The organism is Bdellovibrionales bacterium (assembly GCA_016714165.1).
Classification (GTDB): domain Bacteria; phylum Bdellovibrionota; class Bdellovibrionia; order Bdellovibrionales; family UBA1609; genus JADJVA01.
In genome coordinates, this window is the sequence record JADJNU010000001.1 from 1,877,509 (window position 1) to 1,900,679 (window position 23,171).

Annotated in this window: 21 protein-coding genes; 7 read left to right on the forward strand and 14 right to left on the reverse strand. The window is 45.7% G+C overall.

The genetic code is table 11. The annotated features are described in order from the left end of the window. Positions 1 to 8: 8 nt before the first annotated feature. The 8 genes from murD to mraZ are packed head-to-tail and all read right to left on the reverse strand — an operon-like array spanning position 9 to position 9,282. The gene (gene murD / locus IPJ71_08400) at positions 9 to 1,391 is read right to left on the reverse strand and encodes a UDP-N-acetylmuramoyl-L-alanine--D-glutamate ligase (protein ID MBK7843699.1); all 1,383 of its coding nucleotides are present in this window, start codon (positions 1,389 to 1,391) and stop codon (positions 9 to 11) included. Positions 1,392 to 1,409: 18 nt separating this feature from the next. After that, positions 1,410 to 2,486, reverse strand: coding sequence for a phospho-N-acetylmuramoyl-pentapeptide-transferase (locus tag IPJ71_08405; protein MBK7843700.1), 1,077 nt, complete (start codon positions 2,484 to 2,486; stop codon positions 1,410 to 1,412). 26 nt (positions 2,487 to 2,512) lie between these two features. After that, a complete protein-coding gene (locus IPJ71_08410) occupies positions 2,513 to 3,934 on the reverse strand; it encodes a UDP-N-acetylmuramoyl-tripeptide--D-alanyl-D-alanine ligase (protein ID MBK7843701.1) in 1,422 nt (473 codons plus the stop codon). After that, positions 3,931 to 5,421 carry a UDP-N-acetylmuramoyl-L-alanyl-D-glutamate--2,6-diaminopimelate ligase gene (locus tag IPJ71_08415; GenBank protein MBK7843702.1) on the reverse strand — a complete coding sequence of 497 codons (1,491 nt, stop codon included), beginning with the start codon at positions 5,419 to 5,421 and terminating at the stop codon, positions 3,931 to 3,933. The genes IPJ71_08410 and IPJ71_08415 overlap by 4 nt, the downstream gene beginning before the upstream one ends. A gap of 41 nt (positions 5,422 to 5,462) precedes the next feature. Beyond that, complete coding sequence (locus IPJ71_08420; GenBank protein ID MBK7843703.1) at positions 5,463 to 7,439, reverse strand: transpeptidase family protein; 1,977 nt, start codon at positions 7,437 to 7,439, stop codon at positions 5,463 to 5,465. Between the two features lie 15 nt (positions 7,440 to 7,454). After that, positions 7,455 to 7,754 carry a histidine kinase gene (locus tag IPJ71_08425; GenBank protein ID MBK7843704.1) on the reverse strand — a complete coding sequence of 100 codons (300 nt, stop codon included), beginning with the start codon at positions 7,752 to 7,754 and terminating at the stop codon, positions 7,455 to 7,457. Then, positions 7,727 to 8,677, reverse strand: a complete 951-nt coding sequence (gene rsmH / locus IPJ71_08430) for a 16S rRNA (cytosine(1402)-N(4))-methyltransferase RsmH (GenBank protein MBK7843705.1) — start codon at positions 8,675 to 8,677, stop codon at positions 7,727 to 7,729. Before rsmH ends, IPJ71_08425 begins: the two co-directional genes overlap by 28 nt. Next, on the reverse strand, positions 8,677 to 9,282 hold the full coding sequence (gene mraZ / locus IPJ71_08435; protein MBK7843706.1) for a division/cell wall cluster transcriptional repressor MraZ: 606 nt from the start codon (positions 9,280 to 9,282) through the stop codon (positions 8,677 to 8,679). The genes rsmH and mraZ overlap by 1 nt, the downstream gene beginning before the upstream one ends. Before the next feature lie 121 nt (positions 9,283 to 9,403). On the opposite strand from mraZ, the gene IPJ71_08440 reads away from it, so the two are divergent. From IPJ71_08440 to hpt, 3 genes are all read left to right on the forward strand, one after another. After that, a complete protein-coding gene (locus IPJ71_08440) occupies positions 9,404 to 10,093 on the forward strand; it encodes a zinc ribbon domain-containing protein (GenBank protein ID MBK7843707.1) in 690 nt (229 codons plus the stop codon). Then, positions 10,090 to 10,428: a hypothetical protein gene (locus IPJ71_08445; protein ID MBK7843708.1), complete on the forward strand. Its 339-nt coding sequence runs from the start codon at positions 10,090 to 10,092 to the stop codon at positions 10,426 to 10,428. The genes IPJ71_08440 and IPJ71_08445 overlap by 4 nt, the downstream gene beginning before the upstream one ends. Before the next feature lie 86 nt (positions 10,429 to 10,514). Then, on the forward strand, positions 10,515 to 11,048 hold the full coding sequence (hpt, locus tag IPJ71_08450; GenBank protein ID MBK7843709.1) for a hypoxanthine phosphoribosyltransferase: 534 nt from the start codon (positions 10,515 to 10,517) through the stop codon (positions 11,046 to 11,048). 25 nt (positions 11,049 to 11,073) lie between these two features. Here the strand turns inward: hpt and IPJ71_08455 are convergent, their stop codons facing one another. Both IPJ71_08455 and dacB read right to left on the reverse strand, forming a co-directional pair. Further along, complete coding sequence (locus tag IPJ71_08455; GenBank protein MBK7843710.1) at positions 11,074 to 12,591, reverse strand: transglycosylase SLT domain-containing protein; 1,518 nt, start codon at positions 12,589 to 12,591, stop codon at positions 11,074 to 11,076. Position 12,592: 1 nt separating this feature from the next. Then, positions 12,593 to 14,035: a D-alanyl-D-alanine carboxypeptidase/D-alanyl-D-alanine-endopeptidase gene (gene dacB, locus IPJ71_08460; protein MBK7843711.1), complete on the reverse strand. Its 1,443-nt coding sequence runs from the start codon at positions 14,033 to 14,035 to the stop codon at positions 12,593 to 12,595. Positions 14,036 to 14,102: 67 nt separating this feature from the next. On the opposite strand from dacB, the gene IPJ71_08465 reads away from it, so the two are divergent. The 3 genes from IPJ71_08465 to IPJ71_08475 are packed head-to-tail and all read left to right on the forward strand — an operon-like array spanning position 14,103 to position 17,682. Then, entirely contained in the window at positions 14,103 to 15,617 is a 1,515-nt protein-coding gene (locus IPJ71_08465) for an ABC transporter substrate-binding protein (protein ID MBK7843712.1), read from the forward strand. A gap of 10 nt (positions 15,618 to 15,627) precedes the next feature. Further along, a complete protein-coding gene (locus tag IPJ71_08470) occupies positions 15,628 to 16,572 on the forward strand; it encodes a diguanylate cyclase (GenBank protein MBK7843713.1) in 945 nt (314 codons plus the stop codon). A gap of 54 nt (positions 16,573 to 16,626) precedes the next feature. Further along, complete coding sequence (locus IPJ71_08475; protein MBK7843714.1) at positions 16,627 to 17,682, forward strand: signal peptidase II; 1,056 nt, start codon at positions 16,627 to 16,629, stop codon at positions 17,680 to 17,682. Positions 17,683 to 17,731: 49 nt separating this feature from the next. Here IPJ71_08475 and IPJ71_08480 read toward each other — a convergent pair whose 3' ends face one another. The 3 genes from IPJ71_08480 to motA are packed head-to-tail and all read right to left on the reverse strand — an operon-like array spanning position 17,732 to position 20,409. Continuing rightward, on the reverse strand, positions 17,732 to 18,577 hold the full coding sequence (locus IPJ71_08480; GenBank protein ID MBK7843715.1) for an exonuclease: 846 nt from the start codon (positions 18,575 to 18,577) through the stop codon (positions 17,732 to 17,734). A 38-nt stretch (positions 18,578 to 18,615) separates the two neighbouring features. Then, the gene (locus IPJ71_08485; protein MBK7843716.1) at positions 18,616 to 19,530 is read right to left on the reverse strand and encodes a chemotaxis protein MotB; all 915 of its coding nucleotides are present in this window, start codon (positions 19,528 to 19,530) and stop codon (positions 18,616 to 18,618) included. 18 nt (positions 19,531 to 19,548) lie between these two features. Further along, positions 19,549 to 20,409 (reverse strand): flagellar motor stator protein MotA, encoded by an 861-nt coding sequence (motA, locus tag IPJ71_08490; protein MBK7843717.1) that lies wholly within the window; start codon positions 20,407 to 20,409, stop codon positions 19,549 to 19,551. A gap of 236 nt (positions 20,410 to 20,645) precedes the next feature. On the opposite strand from motA, the gene IPJ71_08495 reads away from it, so the two are divergent. After that, positions 20,646 to 22,442 (forward strand): sulfite exporter TauE/SafE family protein, encoded by a 1,797-nt coding sequence (locus IPJ71_08495; protein ID MBK7843718.1) that lies wholly within the window; start codon positions 20,646 to 20,648, stop codon positions 22,440 to 22,442. Positions 22,443 to 22,547: 105 nt separating this feature from the next. Here IPJ71_08495 and IPJ71_08500 read toward each other — a convergent pair whose 3' ends face one another. Beyond that, entirely contained in the window at positions 22,548 to 23,075 is a 528-nt protein-coding gene (locus IPJ71_08500; protein ID MBK7843719.1) for a hypothetical protein, read from the reverse strand. Between the last annotated feature and the right edge of the window lie 96 nt (positions 23,076 to 23,171).

Sequence of the window (23,171 nt, forward strand, 5' to 3'; positions counted from 1 at the left end):
AATGAGGCCTAACGAAACTTGTTCACCAGCTCCTTAAAATAATTCCCACGCTCAACATAGCTATCAAAAATATCAAAACTCGAAGCCCCAGGGGACAATAAAACCGTATCCCCAATTCTAGACTTTTGGTACGCGATCAGCACAGCCTCCTCAAAAGTTCCAATCAAGAAGGTTTCAGTGAAATCGCCGACGTCCCGATTGATCCGCTCTTTGGCTTCACCAACTAAAATTAAAGTCTTGACCGATCGCTTGATACGGTCTTTCAGGGGCAGATAATTGAGGTTTGTATCTTTACCGCCCATTATCAAAATCACATTCTCATCAAAAGCATCTAGGGCTCGCATGACCGCGTGAACATTTGTCGCCTTTGAGTCATTATAAAACTCGACACCCCCCACCCGTCGCACGTATTCAAGTCGATGGGGCATGCCCGGAAAATCATCGATCACTCTCTGGATGGCCTCATGAACGGCTCCGTGCTCACGCGCAACAAGAATAGCTGCCATTACGTTCTCATAGTTATGCTTACCGCGAATCTTAGCGTTGCTCACACTATAGTACTCAATCTCTGGTCCGGTTCTCACTCGAATCTGGTCTTTGATTAATACAGCTCCACCAATGTTCATAATTTGAGGTTCAAGAGTCGGTCTGCGAGAGAAATAAAAAATACGACCCCTCTGCACGGCCGGATCACGGGCCAGTTCTACGACCGCATTGTCATCGGCATTCAGCACGCTGGTCGTTGATTGATTCGTATTAAGGAAAATTCTTCGCTTGGCGTTCACATACTCTTCCATGCTTCGGTAGCGATCTAAATGATTTTCTGCCAAATTCATAAACACAATATTTGTAGGATTAAAATTTTCAACGTGCTCAAGTTGAAAACTACTGACCTCTGCAATTACGACCGGCGCCCTTTCACCCGAGCGAATATACTCGCTCAAAGGCGCACCATAGTTTCCACCCACCCAGGTATTGACTCCCGAGCGTTTCAAAAAAAGCTCCACCAGATGAGTGGTGGTCGTCTTTCCGTTAGTTCCCGTAATTGCAATTATTGGTTCCTTAATGAGTTGAGCGCAAAACTCAAACTCACCTGACACCTTAACTCCATGACTTCGAGCGTAATCAAAAATCTTCAGATGAGGAGGAACCCCCGGACTGAGAACAATGAGATCCTGCTGCAAAAAAGTTTTGGGTGTGTGTCCGCCCAAGTCATAGTTGATTTGTAGGCCGCTTAATTTTTCAAGATAATTCGAGAGCTCTGCCTTCGACTTGTGATCACTCACAGTGACCTCAGCCCCCTTTTCGACCAAAAGGTGTGCCAGAGAAACGCCAGTCCTGGCCAATCCGACGATCAGTATACGCTTGCCCTTCAATTCCGAGAGTTCCATCGATTTAATCCTTCCTTATTATCGCAACTTGAGAGTGCTGAGACTCAGCACCGCTAAGAGAATAGAAATAATCCAAAACCGGACGATAATTTTTGTTTCGTCCAATCCCTTTAATTCAAAATGATGATGAATGGGAGCCATTCTAAAAACACGCTTACCAGTTAATTTAAACGAGGCCACTTGAGTAATAACTGATAGGGCTTCCACAACAAAAACTCCGCCCAAAAGAATCAGCAGCAGTTCGTTCTTCGTCAAAACCGCCATTACGCCCAAAAATCCTCCAAGAGACAAACTCCCCACATCCCCCATAAAAACCTGAGCCGGAAAGGTATTAAACCACAGAAACGCAAGACCCGCCGCTACGACGGCAGCCGCCAATATCGTCAATTCGCCGGCGCCTTGAACGTAAGGTATCGCCAAGTAGTGAGCGATCTCAGCATGTCCTGAAACATAGGCGAAAATCATAAAGGTACCGGCACAAACAATAACAGGAAATATGGCCAAACCATCCAGACCATCGGTCAAATTGACGGCATTGGCACAACCAACAATCACTAGGCTCGCAAAAAGGACATATCCCCAGCCCAAATCAATATTAATGAATTTCAAAAACGGAACTGAAAGTACGGACGAAAGACTCCCGTTCCAAACTAAAAAAGCCACCGTCAATATTGAAATTCCAAACTCTAACAACAATCGAATCCGGCCCGACAAACCCTTTGAATTCTTTTTTGAAACCTTTAAAGAATCATCACGGTAACCAATGGCACCAAAACTAAAAGTGACAAAAATGACTGCCCAAGCCATTGGATTTAAAACGTCCACCCACAAAAGAAATGAGGACAATAATCCCAATAAAATAAGTCCTCCCCCCATGGTGGGAGTGCCCGCCTTTTTTTTATGGGATTGAGGACCGTCCTCACGAATATTTTGTCCCAGCTGACGACGAAGCAAGTGACGAATAAAAAATGGACCCAATATCCAGCAAAGAAAAAAAGCCGTAAAAAAAGAGATAAAGGTCCGAAAGGTAATGTATCGAAAAACATTGAAGGCTGAAACCGATACAGACGCCTCATGAAGCAAACGATATAACATTTAGTTTCCGCAATTAAAGGTTGTGTCTACCCGTCAAAGTCGACGGGATTCCAAACCCGCAAAACTTGTTCCAGCTTCATGCCTCTTGAACCTTTTAAGGCGACAATATCTGACTCGTTTAACACAGAGCCCACTTTAGATGCAAGATCTACTTTGTAACCATCTGATAGGATTAAGTTTTTACCAAAGCTACTGAGGCCAATACCGCGCTCAAAATCAGCCCGGTGGGGTCCCATAAACCAGATGATTGAGGCTCCCGCATTTCCAGCCCGCCGTCCCAACTCCTCATGAAACCGCGAGGAATCCATCCCGAGCTCGAGCATTTCCCCGAGCACGAGTATTTTGTTCCCCTCGCATGACACTTCAGTAAAATTACTCAGCAGAGCAGCCATGCTCTCAGGATTCGCATTGTAACCATCGAATAGCACCCGGGTACCCGATCGCAAACGCACCAGCTGATTCCGACCCCAAGAGGTCTTCAGACCTGCCAGTGCCTGCCATATAGCATCTGGCTCCATCTCCAGACTGAGAGCCAAGGCAGCCGCTGCCATGGTATTCTCCACATTGTGACGACCAAAAATCGGAATGCGGACCTCTCCCTTTTTATTTCCTATGTGCCCATTGACCCTGATAAAATCAAGGCCCACTTCAACAACGTTCAAGTCGACATCTCCATGACCAGAAAAAGTGAAGATTTTTTTTCTTGCTTTCAAGTTTTTCCCAATACTCATGGTGGCCGATTCATGCATTTTCCTCGTGAATGAATTGGCCAGATTATAAATTTGAATTGAGTCGGGACAAGTTCTGTAAATTTCCCACTTTGCCTCAGCAACAGCCTCTTGCGATCCAAGTTCGCCAATATGGGCACTTCCCACATTTGTCACCATTGTGATGTCTGGCTCGGCAATGCGACAAAGCTCTGAAATCTCACCAGCATGATTCATGCCCATCTCAACGACGGCGACTTCATGCTCTGGGCGAATCCCCAAAAGAGTGATCGGAACTCCCCAATGGTTATTATAGCTACCCTGACTGAAATGCGTCTTATATTTTTTCTGCAAAATACTCGCGGCAAATTCCTTTGTCGTCGTCTTTCCAGATGATCCTGTAATCGCAACTATCTTTGCCTTATTTTTTCGGCGCCAAAAACGACCCAAACTCTGAAGAGACTTTAAGGTGTCGGAGACTTCAATAAGAGTCATCTCCGGCTTCAAGCGCTCCATTTCAGGAAAGGTTCTATCAAAAAGCGCTCCCTTCGCACCCTTATCAAATGCTGCACGAATAAAATCGTGGGCATCAAACCGCTCACCGCGTAGCGGGATAAAGAGCTTTCCAGACAAATCCGCGCGAGTGTCCGTTCCCACTCCATTCCAAGCGGTCTCGTGCCGAGATAAAAGCTGCCCGCCGGTGACCTTCAAGATTTCGTCGAGCTTCAAGTCCCATTTCATTTTAAAAACTCCCCGGCGACTAAGGTATCAGAAAAAAAGATACGTCCCGTACTCAAAATCTGATAATTCTCATGGCCTTTGCCAGCTATAAGCACGACATCTCCTGGCTGAGCAGACATGATGGCCATCTTGATTGCCTCCCTCCGATCCGCCTCAACAACCACCTTGTCCCCGATAAGGGGTTTAGGTGTCTCAGAGATGATCTCGCAAATAATCTTCTCCGGGTCCTCACTTCGTGGATTATCCGAAGTCACATAGATGAGATCAGAGCCATTCAAAGCCGCCCGCATCATCAGGGGCCTCTTTCCTCTGTCTCTATCGCCACCGCAGCCAAATACGGTGATGATTCGAACGGGCAGTTGACCCTCGCGCCGAATTTCATTTAGTCCCTCAAGCACAAACCTCAAAGCATCATCTGTGTGCGCATAATCAACGAACACGTGAACTGGACTGTTTGGGTTACCCACTCTTTCCATTCGGCCCCGAATGCCACGAAATCCAGCCAAAGCTTCACGACAAGTCTCAGCTCCAGCGCCAGCGGCCGTCCCAACAGCAAAGGCCGCCGTCGCATTGTAGACATTGTGAATACCTATCAATGGAATTTCTAACCTGACCACTCCGCCAAGGTATTTCAATCGATAATTTGTGCCAGAAAAATCGGCCTTTTCCACCTGAAAGGAAAAATCCGCTTCCCCCTGACCATAGGTCCAATTCACTGACCGGCTAGAAATCTGAAGTTTCTTTCCGTAAGGATCATTGGAATTGATGATCGCAAAAACCGGAGATTTCGTAGAACGGGAAAGTATCTCATCAAAAAGGCGCTGTTTTGCAATAAAATAGTTCTCCATTGTTCCATGATAGTCGAGATGGTCTCGGGTTAAATTGGTAAAAACGACACAGTTAAAGGGTATCGCATCGACACGATATTGAGAAAGAGCGTGACTTGAAACTTCAAAAACGGCGGCCCTCGCCCCAAGAGAGTTAAACTCTGAAAGTCTCCTCTGTAAATCAATTGCATCAGGCGTCGTCATCTGAGTTTCCCAGGTGTGAGCGCCAACATGATGATCAATGGTACCCATAACGCCCGTCGTCCACCCATAGCGATTGAGAATGGCTTCCGTCAAATGAGTTGTGCTCGTTTTCCCGTTTGTTCCCGTCACTCCCACACAAAAAAGATTCTGAGCCGGATTTCCGAAGAATCTGCTTGCTAAAATGTCGAGGGCCCTCCGAGAGTCCTCCACGACAACGACGGCACCGCGGTAATCAGGGGGCACCTTTGCCTCACTTTCAACAACCAATCCGATCGCTCCCCTCGCGCAGGCCTGAGAAATAAAATCATGCCCGTCCAAGGCCTGACCCCGAATAGCAATGTACAAGGAACCTGAGTTTACGGAGCGCGAATCTCGACAGACTGAAGTGACTTCAACCAGAGGATCATCTCCCCATTTCAATTGAGAATAGACCGACAATAGTTGGGCCAATTTCAAATGACTCCCCCTTTTTTATTTACCCGATCCAATTTGATTTGCTACAAATCAATGCTATCTGCTGGTTTTAGCAAAATTTGGATGGGCTGACCAGGGCTCAGAACACCACCTGGGGCCGGAACCGATGATACAACAACTCCAGACCCGCGAATTCGAAATTTAATTTCCGTTCCCCTCAATTTTCTTACAACTTCTCGATAAGTCAGGCCCCTCAAATCAGGCACTTTGCCCTCAGCTTCCATACGCTTGGATTCGTGCACCGACTCCAAGGCTCGGCGCTTGAGGTCCTCTGACCCAACAATCTCAGGTTTCCGTCTGATAATATCGCCTTCAGACAGAAGGACGGGAGCCAAACCCCATCTCCTGACAGCAAAGGCTCCAAGACGCGAAAAAACAGGAGCCGCAACCTGAGACCCATAATACTTTACGCGAGGATTGTCGACAGCAATGTAAATGACAAACCGTGGATCGTTTGCTGGAACAAAGCCTGCAAAGCTCGAGATATAGGCCCCGGCCTTGTATCCTCCCACATCAAAATCTACCTTCTGTGCAGTACCTGTCTTTCCTGCGACCGGAAATCCTTTGATTCGTGACTGGCTCCCTGTTCCAGTGGCCGATGTCGCGTTCGTTAACATGAGTGTCAGGGTTGCCGCATGATCTTGCGAAATAACTCGGCGCTCAAGCCTGCGCTCTTCCTTGTCTTCGACCTTCAAGTCATCAGAAAAAATCCGTTTCACAAGTCGAGGTTGACGCCAAATTCCGCCGTTCGCAATCGCAGCGTAGGCCGTCGCAAGCTGCAGTGGAGTTGCTGTCATTCCCTGACCAAAAGAAATATTGGCCAATAAATGCTTATTCCAGGTCTCGCGGTGCAAGACTCCCGTTGTCTCCCCCATAAAATCCACGTGAGTCCGTTGGCCGAATCCAAAGTCGTTTAGCGTCCCTCGCAATCGTTCCTCGCCCAACAGGAATGCCAATTTGGCCGTCCCCACGTTTGAAGAGTAAGCAAGAACCTCACTCATCGATAATATTCCAAATTCATGATCCGCTTCGGCTTCACGAATAATGCGGTTATTCACTTCCAAGTGGCCACCTTGACAATCGATGGCCGTATTTGGTTGCGCCACCCCATATTTCAGGGCAGCTGCCATAACAAATGTTTTCATGGTCGAACCGGGCTCAAACGCGTCAACAATTGCCCGATTGCGCCGAACCGACTGGGGATAGCTCTTCGCAGAATTCAGATCAAAACTCGGAACCTGACCAAGTGCTAAAATATCTGAAGTTCTCGCATCGAGAATGACACCAACTGCTGAGTCTGCTTGATATTTCTCCACGGTGGATTCTAGTTCTTGCTCCAACATAAACTGGAATTGATTATCAAGGGTAAGTTCTAAGCTAAAGCCATCGGGAACCTGTGAATAAAAATTTCCACCCTCAATCAAAGGCCTTCCTCTCGCATCTCGGGGAAGGTGAATCCGTATTTGTCGACCATGCAGGTGTTTTTCATATTGCCTCTCCAATCCCTCCAATCCCTGTCCATCTGTTCCCACGAAACCCAAGCTTGCTGCTGCCAAAGAGTTATTTGGATAAATACGCTTGGGCTCTTCGATGAATCCCAAACCGCGAATTTCCCATTTGGCTATTTCATCTTTCTGCTCTTTAGACAAATAGCGTTTGATCCACAAAAAACGCCTGTTCTTTGCTGATAACCTTTTGATTATTTTATGACTGTCAACTTGTAAGAACCGACCCAATCGCCGACCAACAGCCCCCGGGTTTTCAATTATTTTCGGATCCACAAAAAGCGAGTGAGAAGAAACTGTCACAGCCAACTCTCGTCCCTCACGATCATAGATGGCCCCCCGTCTCGATCTCAGAGTGAGCATAGTTTCAAATTGTCTCTTTTTAAGTTCCTCCAGTCTAGGATCTGCAACCAATTGCAGATAACTCCCCCTCAGAACCAAGCCTCCCCACAACATTAGGAACAAAAGAAAAATCAAAGAAATTCGTGATTTCATTTTACATCCAGCGAATTATTGGGGCAGAGCAATCTGAGAACCCATCATCTGAATAATCTGGCCAACTTTTGCGTCATTCAAAGTGTATTTAGAAATGGCGATTCTTTTAACACGATCGGGTCGCGTAATTTGTGCGTATTGCATAACGAGTAGACGATGGCGATCACGAAGGACCTTGTAATTCCGAGACACCGCAAACACCGAATATCCCATTCTACGCACTTCCATTTTTAAAAAAACGAGTGTAAAAAGGGTGGCGATAATAAGAACAATACTCAAAAATGGCTTCAATTCACTCGCTTGTCCCCGATCCATGTTTTAACCCCCTTCAGCTTTTTTTCTCTTTGGCCCCTCTGAAAAACTCGAAGCTTTGCGCTGCGAGCCCTTGGATTGTCCTTCGCTTCAACACGGTCTGCCTGTATGACCTTCTTGTTTACAAGGAATCCCCTATCTAAGTGCTCTCTAAATGCATATTTAACAATTCGATCTTCAAGTGAGTGAAATGTGATAACAAGAAATCGACCCTGATCAGCCAAGCATTCAATCATTGGCAAGATGACCTCTCTCACCACCTCAATTTCACGATTCACCGCCAATCGCAGGGCAAGAAAATATTGTGTCGCAGGATGACACCCCTTTTTCCGCCATCCCTCACATTTTTCAATCAAGGCAGAAAGTTCGCCTGTTGTTGTAAACAATCGATTACGGCGAGCAGCTATAATTGCTTCAGTGACTCTTCCTGGTCGGTGCAATTCGCCAAGGGAGCGAAACAATTCATTCAAGTCATCGGCTTCCCAATTATTAATGATATGGGCGGCGGTGAGGTCTCCTCTTTGGTCCATTCGCATATCAAGAGGGCCATCATGATAGAAACTAAAACCCCTCTCGCCACGATCAAGTTGGGGCGAACTCACTCCGAGATCTAACAAGATCAAATCAAAGCCGCTGCCGCCATGGAATACTTCTGCAGCTGCCTTCCAATCCAAAAAAGATGCGAAATTGGAACGCATTAAAACGAGCCTCCCAGATTTGATTTCTGCGGCAAAGTGACTTTCCCCATACTCAATAGCGTCCGCATCTTGATCAATTGCAAAGACTTTCAGAATCGGAAACAACTTCATACAAGCCTGAGTATGCCCACCACGACCAAAGGTTCCATCAAGCATAAACCGCGGAGAGGCGCCAAGCTCTCCCGCCATTTTAAGAACAGATTCAAGTAGGACGGGTATGTGTTCCATTAGGATTCACCCATTTCTAGTCGATCCAATGCTGCCATTTCTTCCAAAACTTCTCCAAAATTCTCGGCCATGTTATCGTAAAGTAATTTCCAGGCTTCAGCGGACCAAATCTCAAATTTGCTACCCATTCCCACCAATACCGCATTTTCCTGTAGTCCAGCATAGTGCCTCAAACTCTGTGGAATCAAAAGTCGATCCTGAGCATCGACCGAAAGAATATGAGCGCCCGACAAATAAAAGCGCCGAAAAGCCTGGACCTCCCTTCTAAGAGAAGGGAGCCTTCCGATCTTTGACTCCAGAACTTCCCACTCCGTCACTGAACAGATCTCTAGACAACGCTGACCTTGATATTGACCATTTGTGATCACAACACTTGAATCCCTCTCAAACATGCAGCGACGGTAGTTTGAAGGTATCTTGATTCTGCCCTTCGGATCGATTTTACATTCAAACCGTCCTCTGAATACCGCGGTCATCCTCAACCTTCCCGACTGAGAGGAAAGCCCATCCATGGGCTCCCAGGACAAAACAGGAACAAGCCATCCCGCCTGTATTCCACTTTTTGCCACTTCCATCCACTTTAGCAGAGAGCGGTTACGCGTCAAGATGGGGCAAATCCATTTGGGCTCTCTGTCCAGGCGTGTTACCATCAATCTGCGCGGCTAAGGACAGAGGGCCTGCAGACCAAAGATTGGTTTTGATCATCACATGGAGGTAAATTGACGAATGATGCAGGAATGCCCTCGCTGTGGTTTTCTCCAGCCACGAGATCGTTACTGTGCGTATTGTGGTTTAGATATCGAGAGTTTCTTGACTAAACCCCAGCCGTGGTACCGACGGTTGCTCTTAAGCACCACAATTCAGGTTGGTGCGCTGGGTATCACGGTCTGCGCTACTTTCGGATATATTTATTGGCAGCAAAAGGGACTCCCCTCCTTCTCTGAGGTTTTACTCAGAGCACAGCAACATTCTCTTCCCGAGCCAGGATCAACTGCGCCCCCTGTAGCTTCCAATGCAAACGAATCAAACTCTGGCCAAGATTTCGACGAAGACAGGAATGGTCGAAAAAGAGCTCCCAGTTCGCAAAGAGAAGGAGCTGACCAGGAAAGTTACAGCCTTCCAGGCCCGCAAGAGACAGGCAACCAAGACCTCCCTAGCGAAAAAACCGTCGGAGGAGAAATCGAAAAGCCAAAAGCCTCCCAACCTGCAAAGCTGTTCCTTAGATTTGCCGAAATGCCACGCGAGTTTCTTGCACAAATCTTCTCCGACTCTCAGATCATCCTGGAGTCTCAGCAAATCCAAGTTGTTCGTTACCCGACAAATCAAACTATCGAAGAAGTTTTGAAAAAAATCCTAGAAATATCCTCTTGCCAGGAAAAAAAGACGCTGTATTTTTGGAAGGACGCTTGCAAATGATCTTGGGTCAAATGCCGCCCCCTGGTTCCAACGAACTTCTAAACTTCAACTTTGGGATTCAAGTATCGAGTTTGTCACCTCTCGAAATGGTCCTGGAAACAGAAGGAAGCCTGTTTTTAAAGGGAATTTCTCCTGAACAAACAGTACACCTTAACCTTGCTGGTTCGTATCCAATCAGTGTCGGATCTGTCCTGATCCTCACTGGATTCATTCCTCATCGTCCCTTCAATGAAAAGGACCTGGGGGGCTTTCGAGAGACGCCCCTCGTGATTTTGATTTCACCGGAGTTTCAAGCAAATGAATCAGAATTTGCCATCTTATTGCAGGCAAAATGAGATTTTAAGGCCGAGTTCGGTCGAAACTTGAAATTCAAAGGAGATGATGGCAGTATCTGGGCTCTTTTAACAAAAGGGAGTTCCCTATGTCTTCACAACTCAAATTGACTGAGCTCATCTCGGAGGAACGGCTCCAGGAAAAAATTAAGGAAATGGGAAAAATCCTGAGTGAAAAATTCATGGGAGAGCCGCTGGTCGCCATCTGCATTCTCAAGGGATCTTTTATGTTTTACGCCGATTTGGTGCGAGAGATTGATACCGATATGGTGTGCGAGTTCTTTGGTGTGTCTAGTTACCTTAATGCTTCCCGATCTTCCGGTGAAGTCCAACTGACTCTGGACCTCAACACCCCAATTGAAGGCAAACACGTTCTACTCATCGAGGACATTGTCGATACGGGGTTGACTATGTCTTATCTTCAAAAGAATCTCAGTGCCAGAAAGCCAAGAAGTCTTACCACGGCCACTCTCCTGCTCAAACCAGGATGCTTGAAAGTCGATTGTCCGGTTGATCACGTCGGATTTGAGGTTTCCGACGAATTTGTTGTTGGATATGGCCTTGATTACCAGGGATACTTCCGCAATATTCCCTATATTGCGCAAGTTGAGGGTCTCATCTAGTCGGAATATTCTCTGTTGAACGCTGTTATTTTTCGGGAATGCTAATTTTTACTCCAGGTCGAAGAAGCCGCGGATTCCCGATGTCGTTGAGCTCGAGGATATCCTGTACGCTCACATTAAACTGGTGAGCGATTTCACTCAAAGTATCGCCCCGCTCGACACGGTATTGCGCTTCTAGTTTTTGTTCTGTTTTCTCTCCCAGCTTTGGGGGTTGGATTTTATATTCCTTTGATTTTTGAACAAATAGGTCTTTCATGCCTTGTGGGATTCGAATACTTGTACCTTCTCTAAGAGTTCGATTGCCACGCCAAACGCTTGAATGCAAATGTGGATTTGACTCTTGGGCCTTTTGCTCATCCCCATTATAAAGTTCTATTAAATTTCTTGTAAAAATAGTCCGATCCAGCTTCAATAACTCCGTCTTCAGGGTCGGCATCCAAATGGGATTTGAAAAGAATGCCTTTGCATTCTTCTCTACCACAAGGGCCGCAAGAAAGCTGGCATAGAAGTTCGCTGAAGCAAAGCCAAATCGACCCTTTCTCACATCGATCAATTCGACGATATTTGTCGTGCTGAACTTCTGAGAGAGCCGGCGTACTCCCGCCGGCCCATGATTATAAGCTGTAACGGCGAGTGGCCAGGACTCCAACATATTGTAATTGAAGTGAAGCAATCTGGCAGCAGCGCGAGTGGCGATAAGGGGATCATTTCGTTCATCAACAAAAGCATTCATTTTCAAATACTGCCGACCAGTGTACCGCATAAATTGCCAGATTCCCGAGGCTCCGACTCTCGATCTCGCCTTGATATTAAAACTACTTTCAACAAACGGAAGACGAGTCAATTCTATCGGCAACTTCTCATCTCGAAAGATTTGTTCCATCTCTTCTAAATATTTTCCGGAATAATGAATCCCCTGTTCAAATCTATCCTTTTGTCCCAACTGGAATCGGAGACGGCCCTCACGCCCGGCCTCAACAAATTTCCTGCTCCCCTCAACGGACGCGAACAAGTTCCAATAGCGCAAATCCTCACCTTCAAGCCCCTCTGAACTCTTTAGATTCTGCAAACGAGAAAGTCTCTCTCGAATTGTTTTCTTCGCTTGATCCACGCGCTTCTTTCTTGCGCGCGTCTTCTCATGAAGACTCAAATCCGCTTGTGACATCAAGTCCGAGAAATCAACCGCCTCATAAACAATATTAATATATTGACTGTCGTGCAGCAACCCCTGATCTGTCGTGTATTTAGAATATATATCAACCCAAAAAGAAACTCGTGACTCCATCCCTGCCGGAATTCCGAAAGTATCAGGAGTATATCCCAGCGCATCCGACTGCACATCGTATTTAGGAGGAGTCCAGGGGCGATCTCCAGCCACAGACTTCAATCCCTCCATATCGCTCATAACAACGGGAGTTTCCTCATCGAGGGTTCCGCCCACCAAAGCATTGTGATAGCTTCCAACAAATGCGATTGGCGACAAGGATATCCAAAGCGACAGATAGCCCCTAAAAAGTCCATTTTTCATTCTCGTATTTTTCATTCTAAAGAAATAACTCCTTGATGAGAGAATCGAAAAGACGCTTTGCCACGTCCATCTTTTTAGCAGAGCCATTAAATAGGAAAACAAAGGTGATCACTCCTCCATCTGCTCTCCCAGCATAACCGGAAAGCCCTATGGCCCCAGTGAGCATTCCTGTCTTAGCTCTGACCCAGCCCTTCGCTTCTGATCCCTTCATTCTCGACTTCAAGGTTCCGTCAACTCCCAAAATAGGAAGTGAAGAGACAAATTCCGGAAAAACGGTAAAATTCTTGCGTAAATCTTCGAGTATCCGAATGAGCTGGTGGGCCGTAACACGATTGCGACGCGAAAGACCTGAAGGGCTAGTCAAGGAAAAGCTATCAGACTTGAAACCCTTCTCGTTCATGTAGTCAGAAAGCACTTTGATCCCGTTCTCCATGGTGCCTGGAATTCCAACCAACTCAGCAGCAAGGTTCTTCGTTAACATCTCAGCAACATAGTTGTTTGAAAACTTCATCATGTCGGTCACAATTGCACCGATCGGTTTACTTTCAATTTTTGCCAAACGAATGACACCCGCAGAAGGGACCTTCCCCTCTCGAACCTGACCCTTGACCGATATTCCTCTGCTCAGCAGAAAGGAACGTAAATTAAAAGCCGACCAAATTTCAGGCTGCAGAACTCCCTTATAGATAACGACTTCGTCCCCTCCCACCGGAATTTTTCCAGACACAACAATTGTATCACTTTTCGTGCCATTTGGTTTCCGACTCACTTGCAGATCTTTTTTAGAACGAGGCCCACTTGTCTGAGCTTCATTGATAAGGTGAATGTATTCATTCTCGGGATCCGCAAAGACAAAGGGCTTATCCCCTTCCTTTTTTCCGGGTCGAACATAGATATTAACCGAATTCCAATTGAATGACATGGCCCCAATCGGAGCGTCATAGGCTCGATCTACTCTCTCAGGATCTCGACCTGAATCAAAACGTTCTTTATCAAATCGACTGTCATCGACCACCAGGTCGCCACCAATAGTTTTGATTCCGGTGCGAACAAACTCATTCACCAATGCCCACATTGATTCAGACACAAAGCTCGGATCCCCTCCTCCTTTTAAAAAGAGGTCCCCTTTAAGGAGCGGACCTTCATTCGCCTCTGAAGCCACCAACTCCGTTACAAAGCGGTGTCCCGTTGGGTATTTCTCCAAAGTCATCGCAGCGGTGAATATCTTGGTTACAGACGCGGGAATAAATCTCTGGTCCGCATTGATTGACAAAATCTCCTCAGCTTTGCCCTCAGAATGAAGCATCATGACCAGCGCGAGATCTTCCTTTTTCAAGGTTGACTGGCTTACACTCCGATTGAGTCGACTGGACAATTCACTGCCTAACGCTACAGTCCAAAAAAAACTGGCGCAAAGAAGATAGGCACTCAAGCCCAGTTGCCAGATATTGGTCGCCATATTACCCTTCAAACTGACGTGTGGTTGATCTGTCTAGCATACCAACCAAGCGTCAGATGGGAAGCAGATGCAGCGCATAATTTTATCAACTTTATTTTTGTTTGCCCTAAGTCTCCTAGGAGTCTCTTGCACCAAGGACCTAAGTGCAGATCCGGACTCCATTGTGGTTGCTCTAGCGACCGCACCTTCAACCCTTGATCCGCGATTTGCGACGGACGCCAACGGAATGAGGATTGCGGGACTCCTATTTAATTCTCTCGTAAAAATTGGCCCCGAACTCGACGTTGTGGGAGATGCAGCCGAATCTTGGGAATATCAGGACAAAATATACAAATTCCGCCTTCGTCAAGGATTGAAATTCAGCAATGGCCGGGCGGTCACTCCCGAAGACATTCAATTTACTTTCTCTGAATACCAAAGTTCTATCAGTCCCTTTCGCACAGCCCTGACTTCTGTCAAATCTGTTGATGTGAGCGAAGATAGCCGCGGTCTCCTCGTAAAAATCAGACTCAATGAATTTTCGGCAAAGTTTTTAGCATCAGATCTTCCGGCCATCAAAATTCTTCCAAAAGCTGAAATTCTCAAATACGGATTGGAATTCAACCAATATCTCATCGGAACAGGAAGCTTCAAATTTGAAACTCAAACGGCAAATGAGATTATCCTAAGCAGCAGATTTGATCATAATTTTGCACCTCCAAAAATTAAGAGAGTCGTCTTCAAAATAATTCGCGATGACTTTACACGATTTCAGAAAACAATTAAGGGATCTGTCGATATTGCCCAGGCTGAAATTCCGCTTAACAAAATAAAAGATTTTTCGGATAAGCCGGATGAATTTCAGGTTTTTCGGTATCCTGGCTTATCTATGAGTTATATCTTGATTAATTTTGAAGATCCTATCCTTAAGGAAAAATCGGTAAGAAATGCTCTCGCTCAAGGAATCAATCGGGAGGAACTCATCAAATACAAGCTCGAAGGATTTGCGAGACCGGCAACTTCTATTCTTACTCCCAACAATCCCTATTTTGATAAATCTCTCACAAACTCTTTATTTGATGTCCCAAAAGCGAAGGGGTTCATTGAAAAACTAGGACTGCAAGGCAAAGAGTTAGTTCTTAAAACATCAAACAACCAAAGCGCCGTCGACAATGGAAAGATTATTGCCAACCAACTGAGTCTCCTCGGACTCAAAGTTAAGTTAGAGAGTTTCGAGTGGGGAACATTTTATGAGGATGTTCAAAAGGGCAAGTTTCAAATGGCTACGCTTCGCTGGATAGGAGCTCTTGATCCTGATATCTATCGTCTCGCCTTTCATAGTTCAGAAAGACCCCCTGGTCGTAATCGCGGACGTTATGTGAATCCAAATCTCGACAGAATACTAGAGCAAGGCTTGAAGGAACCAAATAAGACCAAGCGGATGGAAATATATCAAAAAGTCCAGAAAATCATAAATGATGACCTCGCAATTATTCCTCTCTGGTACGATGAGCAAGTGGCAATTGTCAATCGCCGAGTAAATAATTACCAACCTCACCTAGGAGGGGATTTCAGTCCGTTGATTCAGGTGAGCAAAAAATAGTGGGACCATTTTGATTGTAAACCCGCCAAAGAAGCCAAAGATCCTCTGTATCGATGATGAACCCGATGTTCTCAAAGCATTGATTCGAACATTGCGAACCGATTTTGAAGTATTGACTGCAGAATCAGCAGAAGAAGGACTTGGGATTCTGGACAAAAATGGAGACATCTCCGTTCTCCTCAGTGACTTTAATCTAAAAGGACTTTCCGGTGGAGATTTCTTGCGAATCGCCAGAAATAAAGCACCCAACGCCGTGCGAGCTCTATTGAGCGGGCACATCGATCTGAAACAAATGTCTGACTCAATCAATCGTGCCGAAATTCACCGTTTAATTCTTAAGCCCTGGGACAATGACTATCTCATTATTCAAATGAAAGAAGCACTCATTGCTCACAGTATCCTGGTGGAAAAGGATCTCTTGCGTCAGCTTGCAATCACAGATCCTGTCACCGGTCTTACGAACCACAGATACTTCCAGGAAACTCTCCAACTGGAATGGCTCCACTCAAAATCAAAAAACTTCACCTCGCCGCTCAGTTTATTCATGATAGATATTGATAACTTCAAATCCTGCAACGATCGGTACGGCCATTTGGCTGGCGACCAAATTCTTGCAGAAATTGCTGATCGTATGAAAGTGACAAAAAAGGGAAATGAGTCGTTGAGTCGATATGGAGGAGAGGAATTTGCTCTTCTTTTACCTAACACTGGGTCGACCGATGCTCATTCCAGAGCCGATTTTCTCCGACAACAAATCGCTGCCTCTCCTATCGCGCTGGAGAAAGGCATCAATCACACTTTGACCGTAAGCATAGGAGTGGCTACCCAAACCAAAAGACGGGAATTTTCCCGTCCGGCGGACCTTATTGCTGCTGCCGACACCGCTCTTTATCAGGCAAAGAAATTCGGCCGAAACTGCACTGCTGTCGCAACCTCGACCCACGACCGGAACTAAAACTTTCGCTGAATCAGCTTTTAAATTCGGTCATCCATCGGTATCCTTATTCCTATGAATAAACGTGATTGGATGATCGTGATAGGCTTGGTTTTTGTGGTTTGGTTCATCGATCGAATCACCAAATCACTTGCAGTTGAATATGTGACCCAACTTCAATTCTACGGTCCCATCGGATTCGTTTTGCACCGTAATCCTGGGGCCATACTTGGAGTGTTCTCAAACCTTCCCGCACTCCTGCGAATCGTATCTCTGAGTACGGGAGGTGCCTTTCTTATTTTTACTTACGCAACTATTCAATATCTGCTGCCGCGCCGATCCTTTGTATTGCGAGCCGGAATGTCGATTCTTCTTGGTGGAATACTCGGAAACGTAACCGACCGGATTATCTGGGGCTCAGTTGTTGACTGGATTTTATTTGGAAACATTCAGTGGACGACCCCTGCCTTCAATTTTTCAGATGCTATTCAGTGGGTGGGATATTTTATGATCGTGGGATCTCTCATAAAAGAGGGAAGCCAAATCTGGCCAAACGAAAATGAAAGAAAAAAGGTTTGGATAAATCCAATTTTTCAATGGAAATATTGCTTCGTGCTGGTATTTGTTGGTTTCGGATTCGGAATCATCTCGGGGGTTTTTTCTTATACCTTTCTCAAAGTGACCATTGACGATATTGTCATCGGCCCCCCCTTGTTGGCTGAACAGAAATTTCTCACTCCTTTTTTATTGACCTACATGTCAATCAATTTGGGATTTATGCTGATGCTCTTTTTGATTGGGCGAGTTCTTTCTCACAGAACGGCGGGCCCTCTTTATGCTTTTGAACGATTCGTCGACGATGTCTTAACTGGTCGAGATCGGATTCTCAAACTCCGTCAGGGCGATGAATTCCTTCATCTTGAAGAACTTGCCAACAAGATTCGAGAGACGTTTATTCGTGAGGGAATTCTTCGTCCCTCTGAAAAACCAATCACCATTACAGAACCTGAGGATATTTCCCTACTCGGGCAGTTGAAAGACGATCCCACTTCTCCGTCCATCGAAAACGAAACCAATGAGAATCTTGACATCCCCATCCTTCCATCCAGAAAAGAAACAGCCAACTCCTGAACTTCTGAGCTTCCTCAATCAATGCCAATACTCACGCACAGATTTTTTGCTAAGATCTTGCCGCCGTTATTTTGTTCAAAAAGTAGCGCTTCGGAACATCGTCAAGGGTCTTTTGAATTCCCTCGGACTCTTCTTGAGCCACTAAGAAATCACCTTGATGATTTCTTACAAGTCCTAAGGGCAAAATAGTTCGTGCTTGACCAGGCCGAGAGCCCCCGGAATAGACGATTTCCACCGCCCGTTTTTCTTCAATTGCAGTGAGAATCTCCGCGATGACCCGATTTGCACGCAAGTTTTGCAAGGAATAGTCTCTCCACTGCAGATCCACTCCCTGTTTCCTCATCAGTTCAGCTATTGTGCAATTTGAACCCATCCTCTCCAAAATCTTTGAAAACAAGCCCAAGCAGGCCTTTGTGTCATCAAGAGCACGGTGGGCCTGGCCACCATCTAAACCTAAAACCTGCACCAAAGTTGCCATTCGATGATTTGGAGATTCAGTGATGACAGCTCTTGAAAGCAAACTTGTACACAAGACAGGGGCGGTGGGAAGGGGGAGCCTCGCCCTCTCGAATTCGATGGCCAGAAACCCCAAATCAAAAGGAACATGGTGGGCAACCGGAATTCCATCTCCGATAAATCGATGAAATTCAGCAATTTTTTCTCGAATTTTTGGTGCCTTTTCTACCATGCCATCATTAATATTATGAATGGCGATCACCTCGGGAGGAATGGGACGGCTCGGTTTCAATAAAGTTTGAAACTGATCAACAACTTTCCCACCTACCCATTTCACGGCAGCCAATTCACAAAGTTCGGCGTCAAGAGGATACTTTCCGGTTGTTTCCGTATCAAAAATAACAAAGGTGGCATCAGGCCACAACTGACTGAGATCCATTGGTTCGGTTTAGGTTGTTTTTATATCTATTACAATGATTATTTTCGTTCGCGCTTCGTTGCTTCTTTTGCAGTTGATTTCTTCTTATTATCTACCAACTGTTTGACAAAGTTATTGTAGACAGATCCTTCTTCCTTGGACTTTCCAAAAACTTCATCTAGCTCACGTGGTTTTCGCCCATCTTGAGTGAGATCCTTTTGTTTCATACGAAATTTTATTTCACCATTAGACGGCTTTTGTCCAGGCCGAATACCTTTTGCCTCCCGCACCTCACTCTTCCCATAAACATCAACACTGGGATGTTCAAGTGAAGATTGTATTTGGCTTGAGACCAAATCGACCCTGGCCTCAGCAACATTGCGTGCAGTGGCCCGGCTTCCGTCGCTCACAGTTTTATCAAAAATCAATCCATCTACGTAAACGTTTGAATCCTCAAGACCGGAAGTAATCGCCTTGAGTTTCTCCATGATACCAACAAAATGAGACGCGGGCTTGCTTGTCCCATACTCAAACATTTGATCGGCCGAAATGTCGAAGACAATTTCATCCTCGTTAATCTCTACCTTTTGAGCTAAATCTCCCAGTTGATCAGCAAGGTGATGAAGAACAATCTTCTTTGAACCCATTCCAAGAATGTTAGGCGTAAAATCAGTGGGAGTAATGAAGGCCTGAAAGAATTTAAGCGGCTCATTGATAATATCGAGGAACAGCTTCTCGAGAGTAAGCTCCACACCATAGTTCGAAAAATTATATTCTATCACACTGGGAGTTGAGAAATAGTCAGAAATATTCTTCTTGACCGGTTCCGACTGACTCACTAGCCACATCACTAAAAAGAAGGACATCAAGGCCGTCATGAAATCGGCAAAAGCAACCTTCCAGGAGCCACCATGAGCACCCGCCGCTTGAATCGTGATTTTTTTCACCACAATGATCGGCTGTTTCTCGGCCACGATCTCTCCTCAATCCTATTAGGCGGCTTTCTTCGCTTCTTTTGTTGCAGTATCCATTTCATCAAAGGAGGGGCGATCCACTGGAAAAATATTGCGACGAGCAAATTCTACGCACACAAGCGGAGGCGCACCTCTCTGAAGTGCAACGAGCGCGGCCTTGATCACAGATAAGTAGCGACCCTCTACTTCTATATCATTATTCATTTTGGTTGAGATTGGACCTATAAATCCGTAACACATCAAGACTCCAAGAAATGTTCCAACAAGAGCTGCAGCGACCAAACTTCCGATTGTTTGAACACCTTGATCCAGATAATCCATCGTATGGACGATTCCCAAAACGGCAGCGACAATCCCCAGCCCTGGAAGAGCATCTGCAACAGCTTGGACGGCATGAGATGCGGCGTGCTCTTCAGAGTGTGCTACCTTGATATCTTGATCAAGAAGATCATCGACATCGTATTGAGTAAGATCCGCCGAAAGGGTGATTTTCATGGTGTCACATAAAAAGTCAACCGCGTGGTGATTCTTCAAGAAGGTGGGATAGGCTTTAAAAATCTCACTGGCCTCAGGTTCTTCAATGTGTTTTTCGACTGCCTGCGGACCATCCTTGCGAAATATCTGAAATAGCTGAAACATCATCTGCAAGAGTTCAAGATAATCCTTTTTTGAAGGACCCTTTCCAAGCATCGCGTGGATGGCTTTGGATATTGCCATCTTGATCGTGCCAATTGGATTGGCCGTAATGAAGCCGCCCAGCGCAGCTCCTCCGATGATCAACACTTCAAATGGTTGCCAAATGACATGCAAATGCCCACCGGCAGCTAGATAACCGCCAAATACACAGACGATCACGATAATGGCACCAACAAAACCCATGGTATCTCTCCTCCGGCCAATCAATCGGAAAATAGGCAATGAAAATGAAGGGAGTGTTCGGATTCCTCGCAGAATCACGACCTTTGGCAGTAGCGTAAGCTTTTCTCGACCTGTCCTTGAATTCCCCTTGGTCAAGAACTTCTAAACCTAGCCTTTCAACAAGAAAACAATTTATAATTCCAATTTGAGATGTTAACTTCTTCTCCCAAATAGACGTAACAAGCTACGTGAGATTCATGATAAAGAAGTCGTTGGCCTTAAATTGCACTTTTTTTTATTTCCGGACGACCCTTAGCTTCTTGGTTGTGGTCGCTTCCCTGAATTGCCTTGGCCAAAGCCCTTCAAGGTTGATCAACAATAGCCCCCTAAAAGCACAGGCTTCTCTCCTCGCAAGCTCCCTTCCACAGGGCGGCAATAGTCCTCTGAAAATCGACTTGGAATTGGCACCCGATTTTCATGCCTACGTGGATCAATTTCAGTTACGCCTGCTTGAACCCGAAGGTCTGCAACTTAGCCAATTTGAAATTTTGCCTGTTGTGGAATTCCCTGATTTTGTGTCAAAGAAAATCAAGAAAGGTGTGAGAACCAGCGCTCAATTGAAATGTGTTTTAGGGATCCCAGAAGGATTCTCATTGGGACCCATCAAGGCAAAGCTGGAACTCACTTATCAGGCCTGCGCACCCACTTTTTGTCTCCTTCCAAAAAAATTGGTGGTACCGCTGGAATTTAATGTTGTTGAAATCAAAGAGGAACCGTCGTCACAAAGCTCCCTCTCGAACGGAGGTATGTTTTCTCAGGCCCATGATAAGGGATGGCCTTTCATTTTTTTAACGGTCTTTCTGGCGGGTTTATTGACAAGTTTTACTCCTTGCGTTTTTCCGATGATCCCTATAACTCTCGCCGTCATCGGCTCGGTAGGAACAAAAAGAAGTCGGCTAAAAAACTTCGGAGTTAGCCTCGTCTACGTGGGTGGAATTGCCCTCTCATATTCCCTGCTGGGTGTAGGGGCCGCATTGACTGGATCAATCTTTGGATCTGTTCTTGGTCACCCACTTGTCGCGATTGGCTTTGCATCTATTTTCACTCTCATGGCCTTAGGTTCTTTCGGTCTTATTGAAATCCAAGCTCCCCTATTTATTCGACGACGTCTTGGAACCTTTCAAAGTAAAAGTCGCTGGATTGGTGCTTTTTTGTCTGGGCTGCTGGCTGGCGTCATTGCAGGCCCCTGCGTTGGACCTGTTCTTGTCAGCATTCTCGCCTTTGTCGCTCAAACCAAAGACCCATTTATGGGTTTTTTATTGCTGTTTACTTTTGCTGTGGGCATGGGCCAACTGTTTCTTGCTTTGGGGCTCTCCACCGAATTCATCCACAAACTTCCTAAAGCAGGACCTTGGATGAATATGACGAAATTTGCGTTTGGAACCACAATGACGGCCTTGGCCTTGTTCTATTTACGGCCAATAACTCACCCGCGGTTGTTTGATGGACTCATCGGACTGGTTTTTATTTTGATCTCGAGCACTCATGGTGCATTTAGCCCAATTCGAAAAATCGGCTCAATAAAAAGTTTGACCAAAGGGTTCCTGTTCATGGGATTCCTTATCGGCGTTCTTTTTATGGTAAAATCTTTGGCTCCTGAGCTTTTCAATGAAGGCTCAAACGGAAATCCACCTCACGAAAAATCAGAATTTCTTCATGGTTGGCAGCCCTATTCCTTGCTCCGGCTGGAAGAAGCCATAGCCCATGACAAGCCTGTCATTATCGATTTTTATGCAGACTGGTGTGTCGCTTGCAAGGAGCTTGAAACTCAAACATTTTCGGATCCGTTGGTCATTCAAAAAATAAGAAATTTCCTACCTCTCAGATTTGATGCAACTCGCACAAGCGAAGAGTTTGAAAGCCTCAAACAAAAGTTTGGCATACTGGGACTTCCCACTATCGTTATCTATGATGGAAAAAAATGGAGATCGGACCTTACCCTCACGGGTTTCGAAGATGCAACCGCATTTCTGAAACGCTTGACGCTCGATTGACTGAGGTTAAACCGCCACCCTAAAATAACGCCACCGCAAACTTCCCTGATCAGATTTTGACTCCAAAAAAAACTATCTCCGACGACACAGACTATCCGAGAAACACTAAATTTTTTTCAAACGGGCAATTTCGCGACGCGCTTCCTCTAAGGAGGCTTTCGCGCCCATCAATTGAAGTTCTTGTTCATGAATAATCTTCTGAATTTGCCCCATTCGAACGTCGTAGGTCTGCAAAACCTGATTGTGCCGATCCATCATTTCTTGAATTTTTGATTCCTGAAGACGCCGTTCCGTCACGCGACTGTTGATCTGCGCAAACTTCTCATTGATCTCGTGGATGGTCTGCTTAAGAAATTGTTCCATTCGAGAACCCGCGCTATTGAACCGATCAAAACGATTCTTGGTGGACTCCATCCACTCGCTCATTCGGTTCTGTGCGTTCTCCTGACGATTTTCCAACTCCTTAAAACGACGTTTAAACAAGTCAAACTGCGCCAGCAAGACGTGCCAGTCCTCTTGAAGAGCTGAGTTTATCTCCGCAGACCCTTGAAGGTTCACATTGAGAAATGAGGAGTCCGTCCTGGCTGGAGGTTGTAAATCGTCAAAAAGATCACGTTTTAACTCTCTTGACATGCCCTCTCTCCCCGTTAGTATCGCACTTTTTACTGGACTCCAACAAGGTCCCAAATTTATCGTTGGGTTATGGTATCTGTCACTCAATTAGCTCAA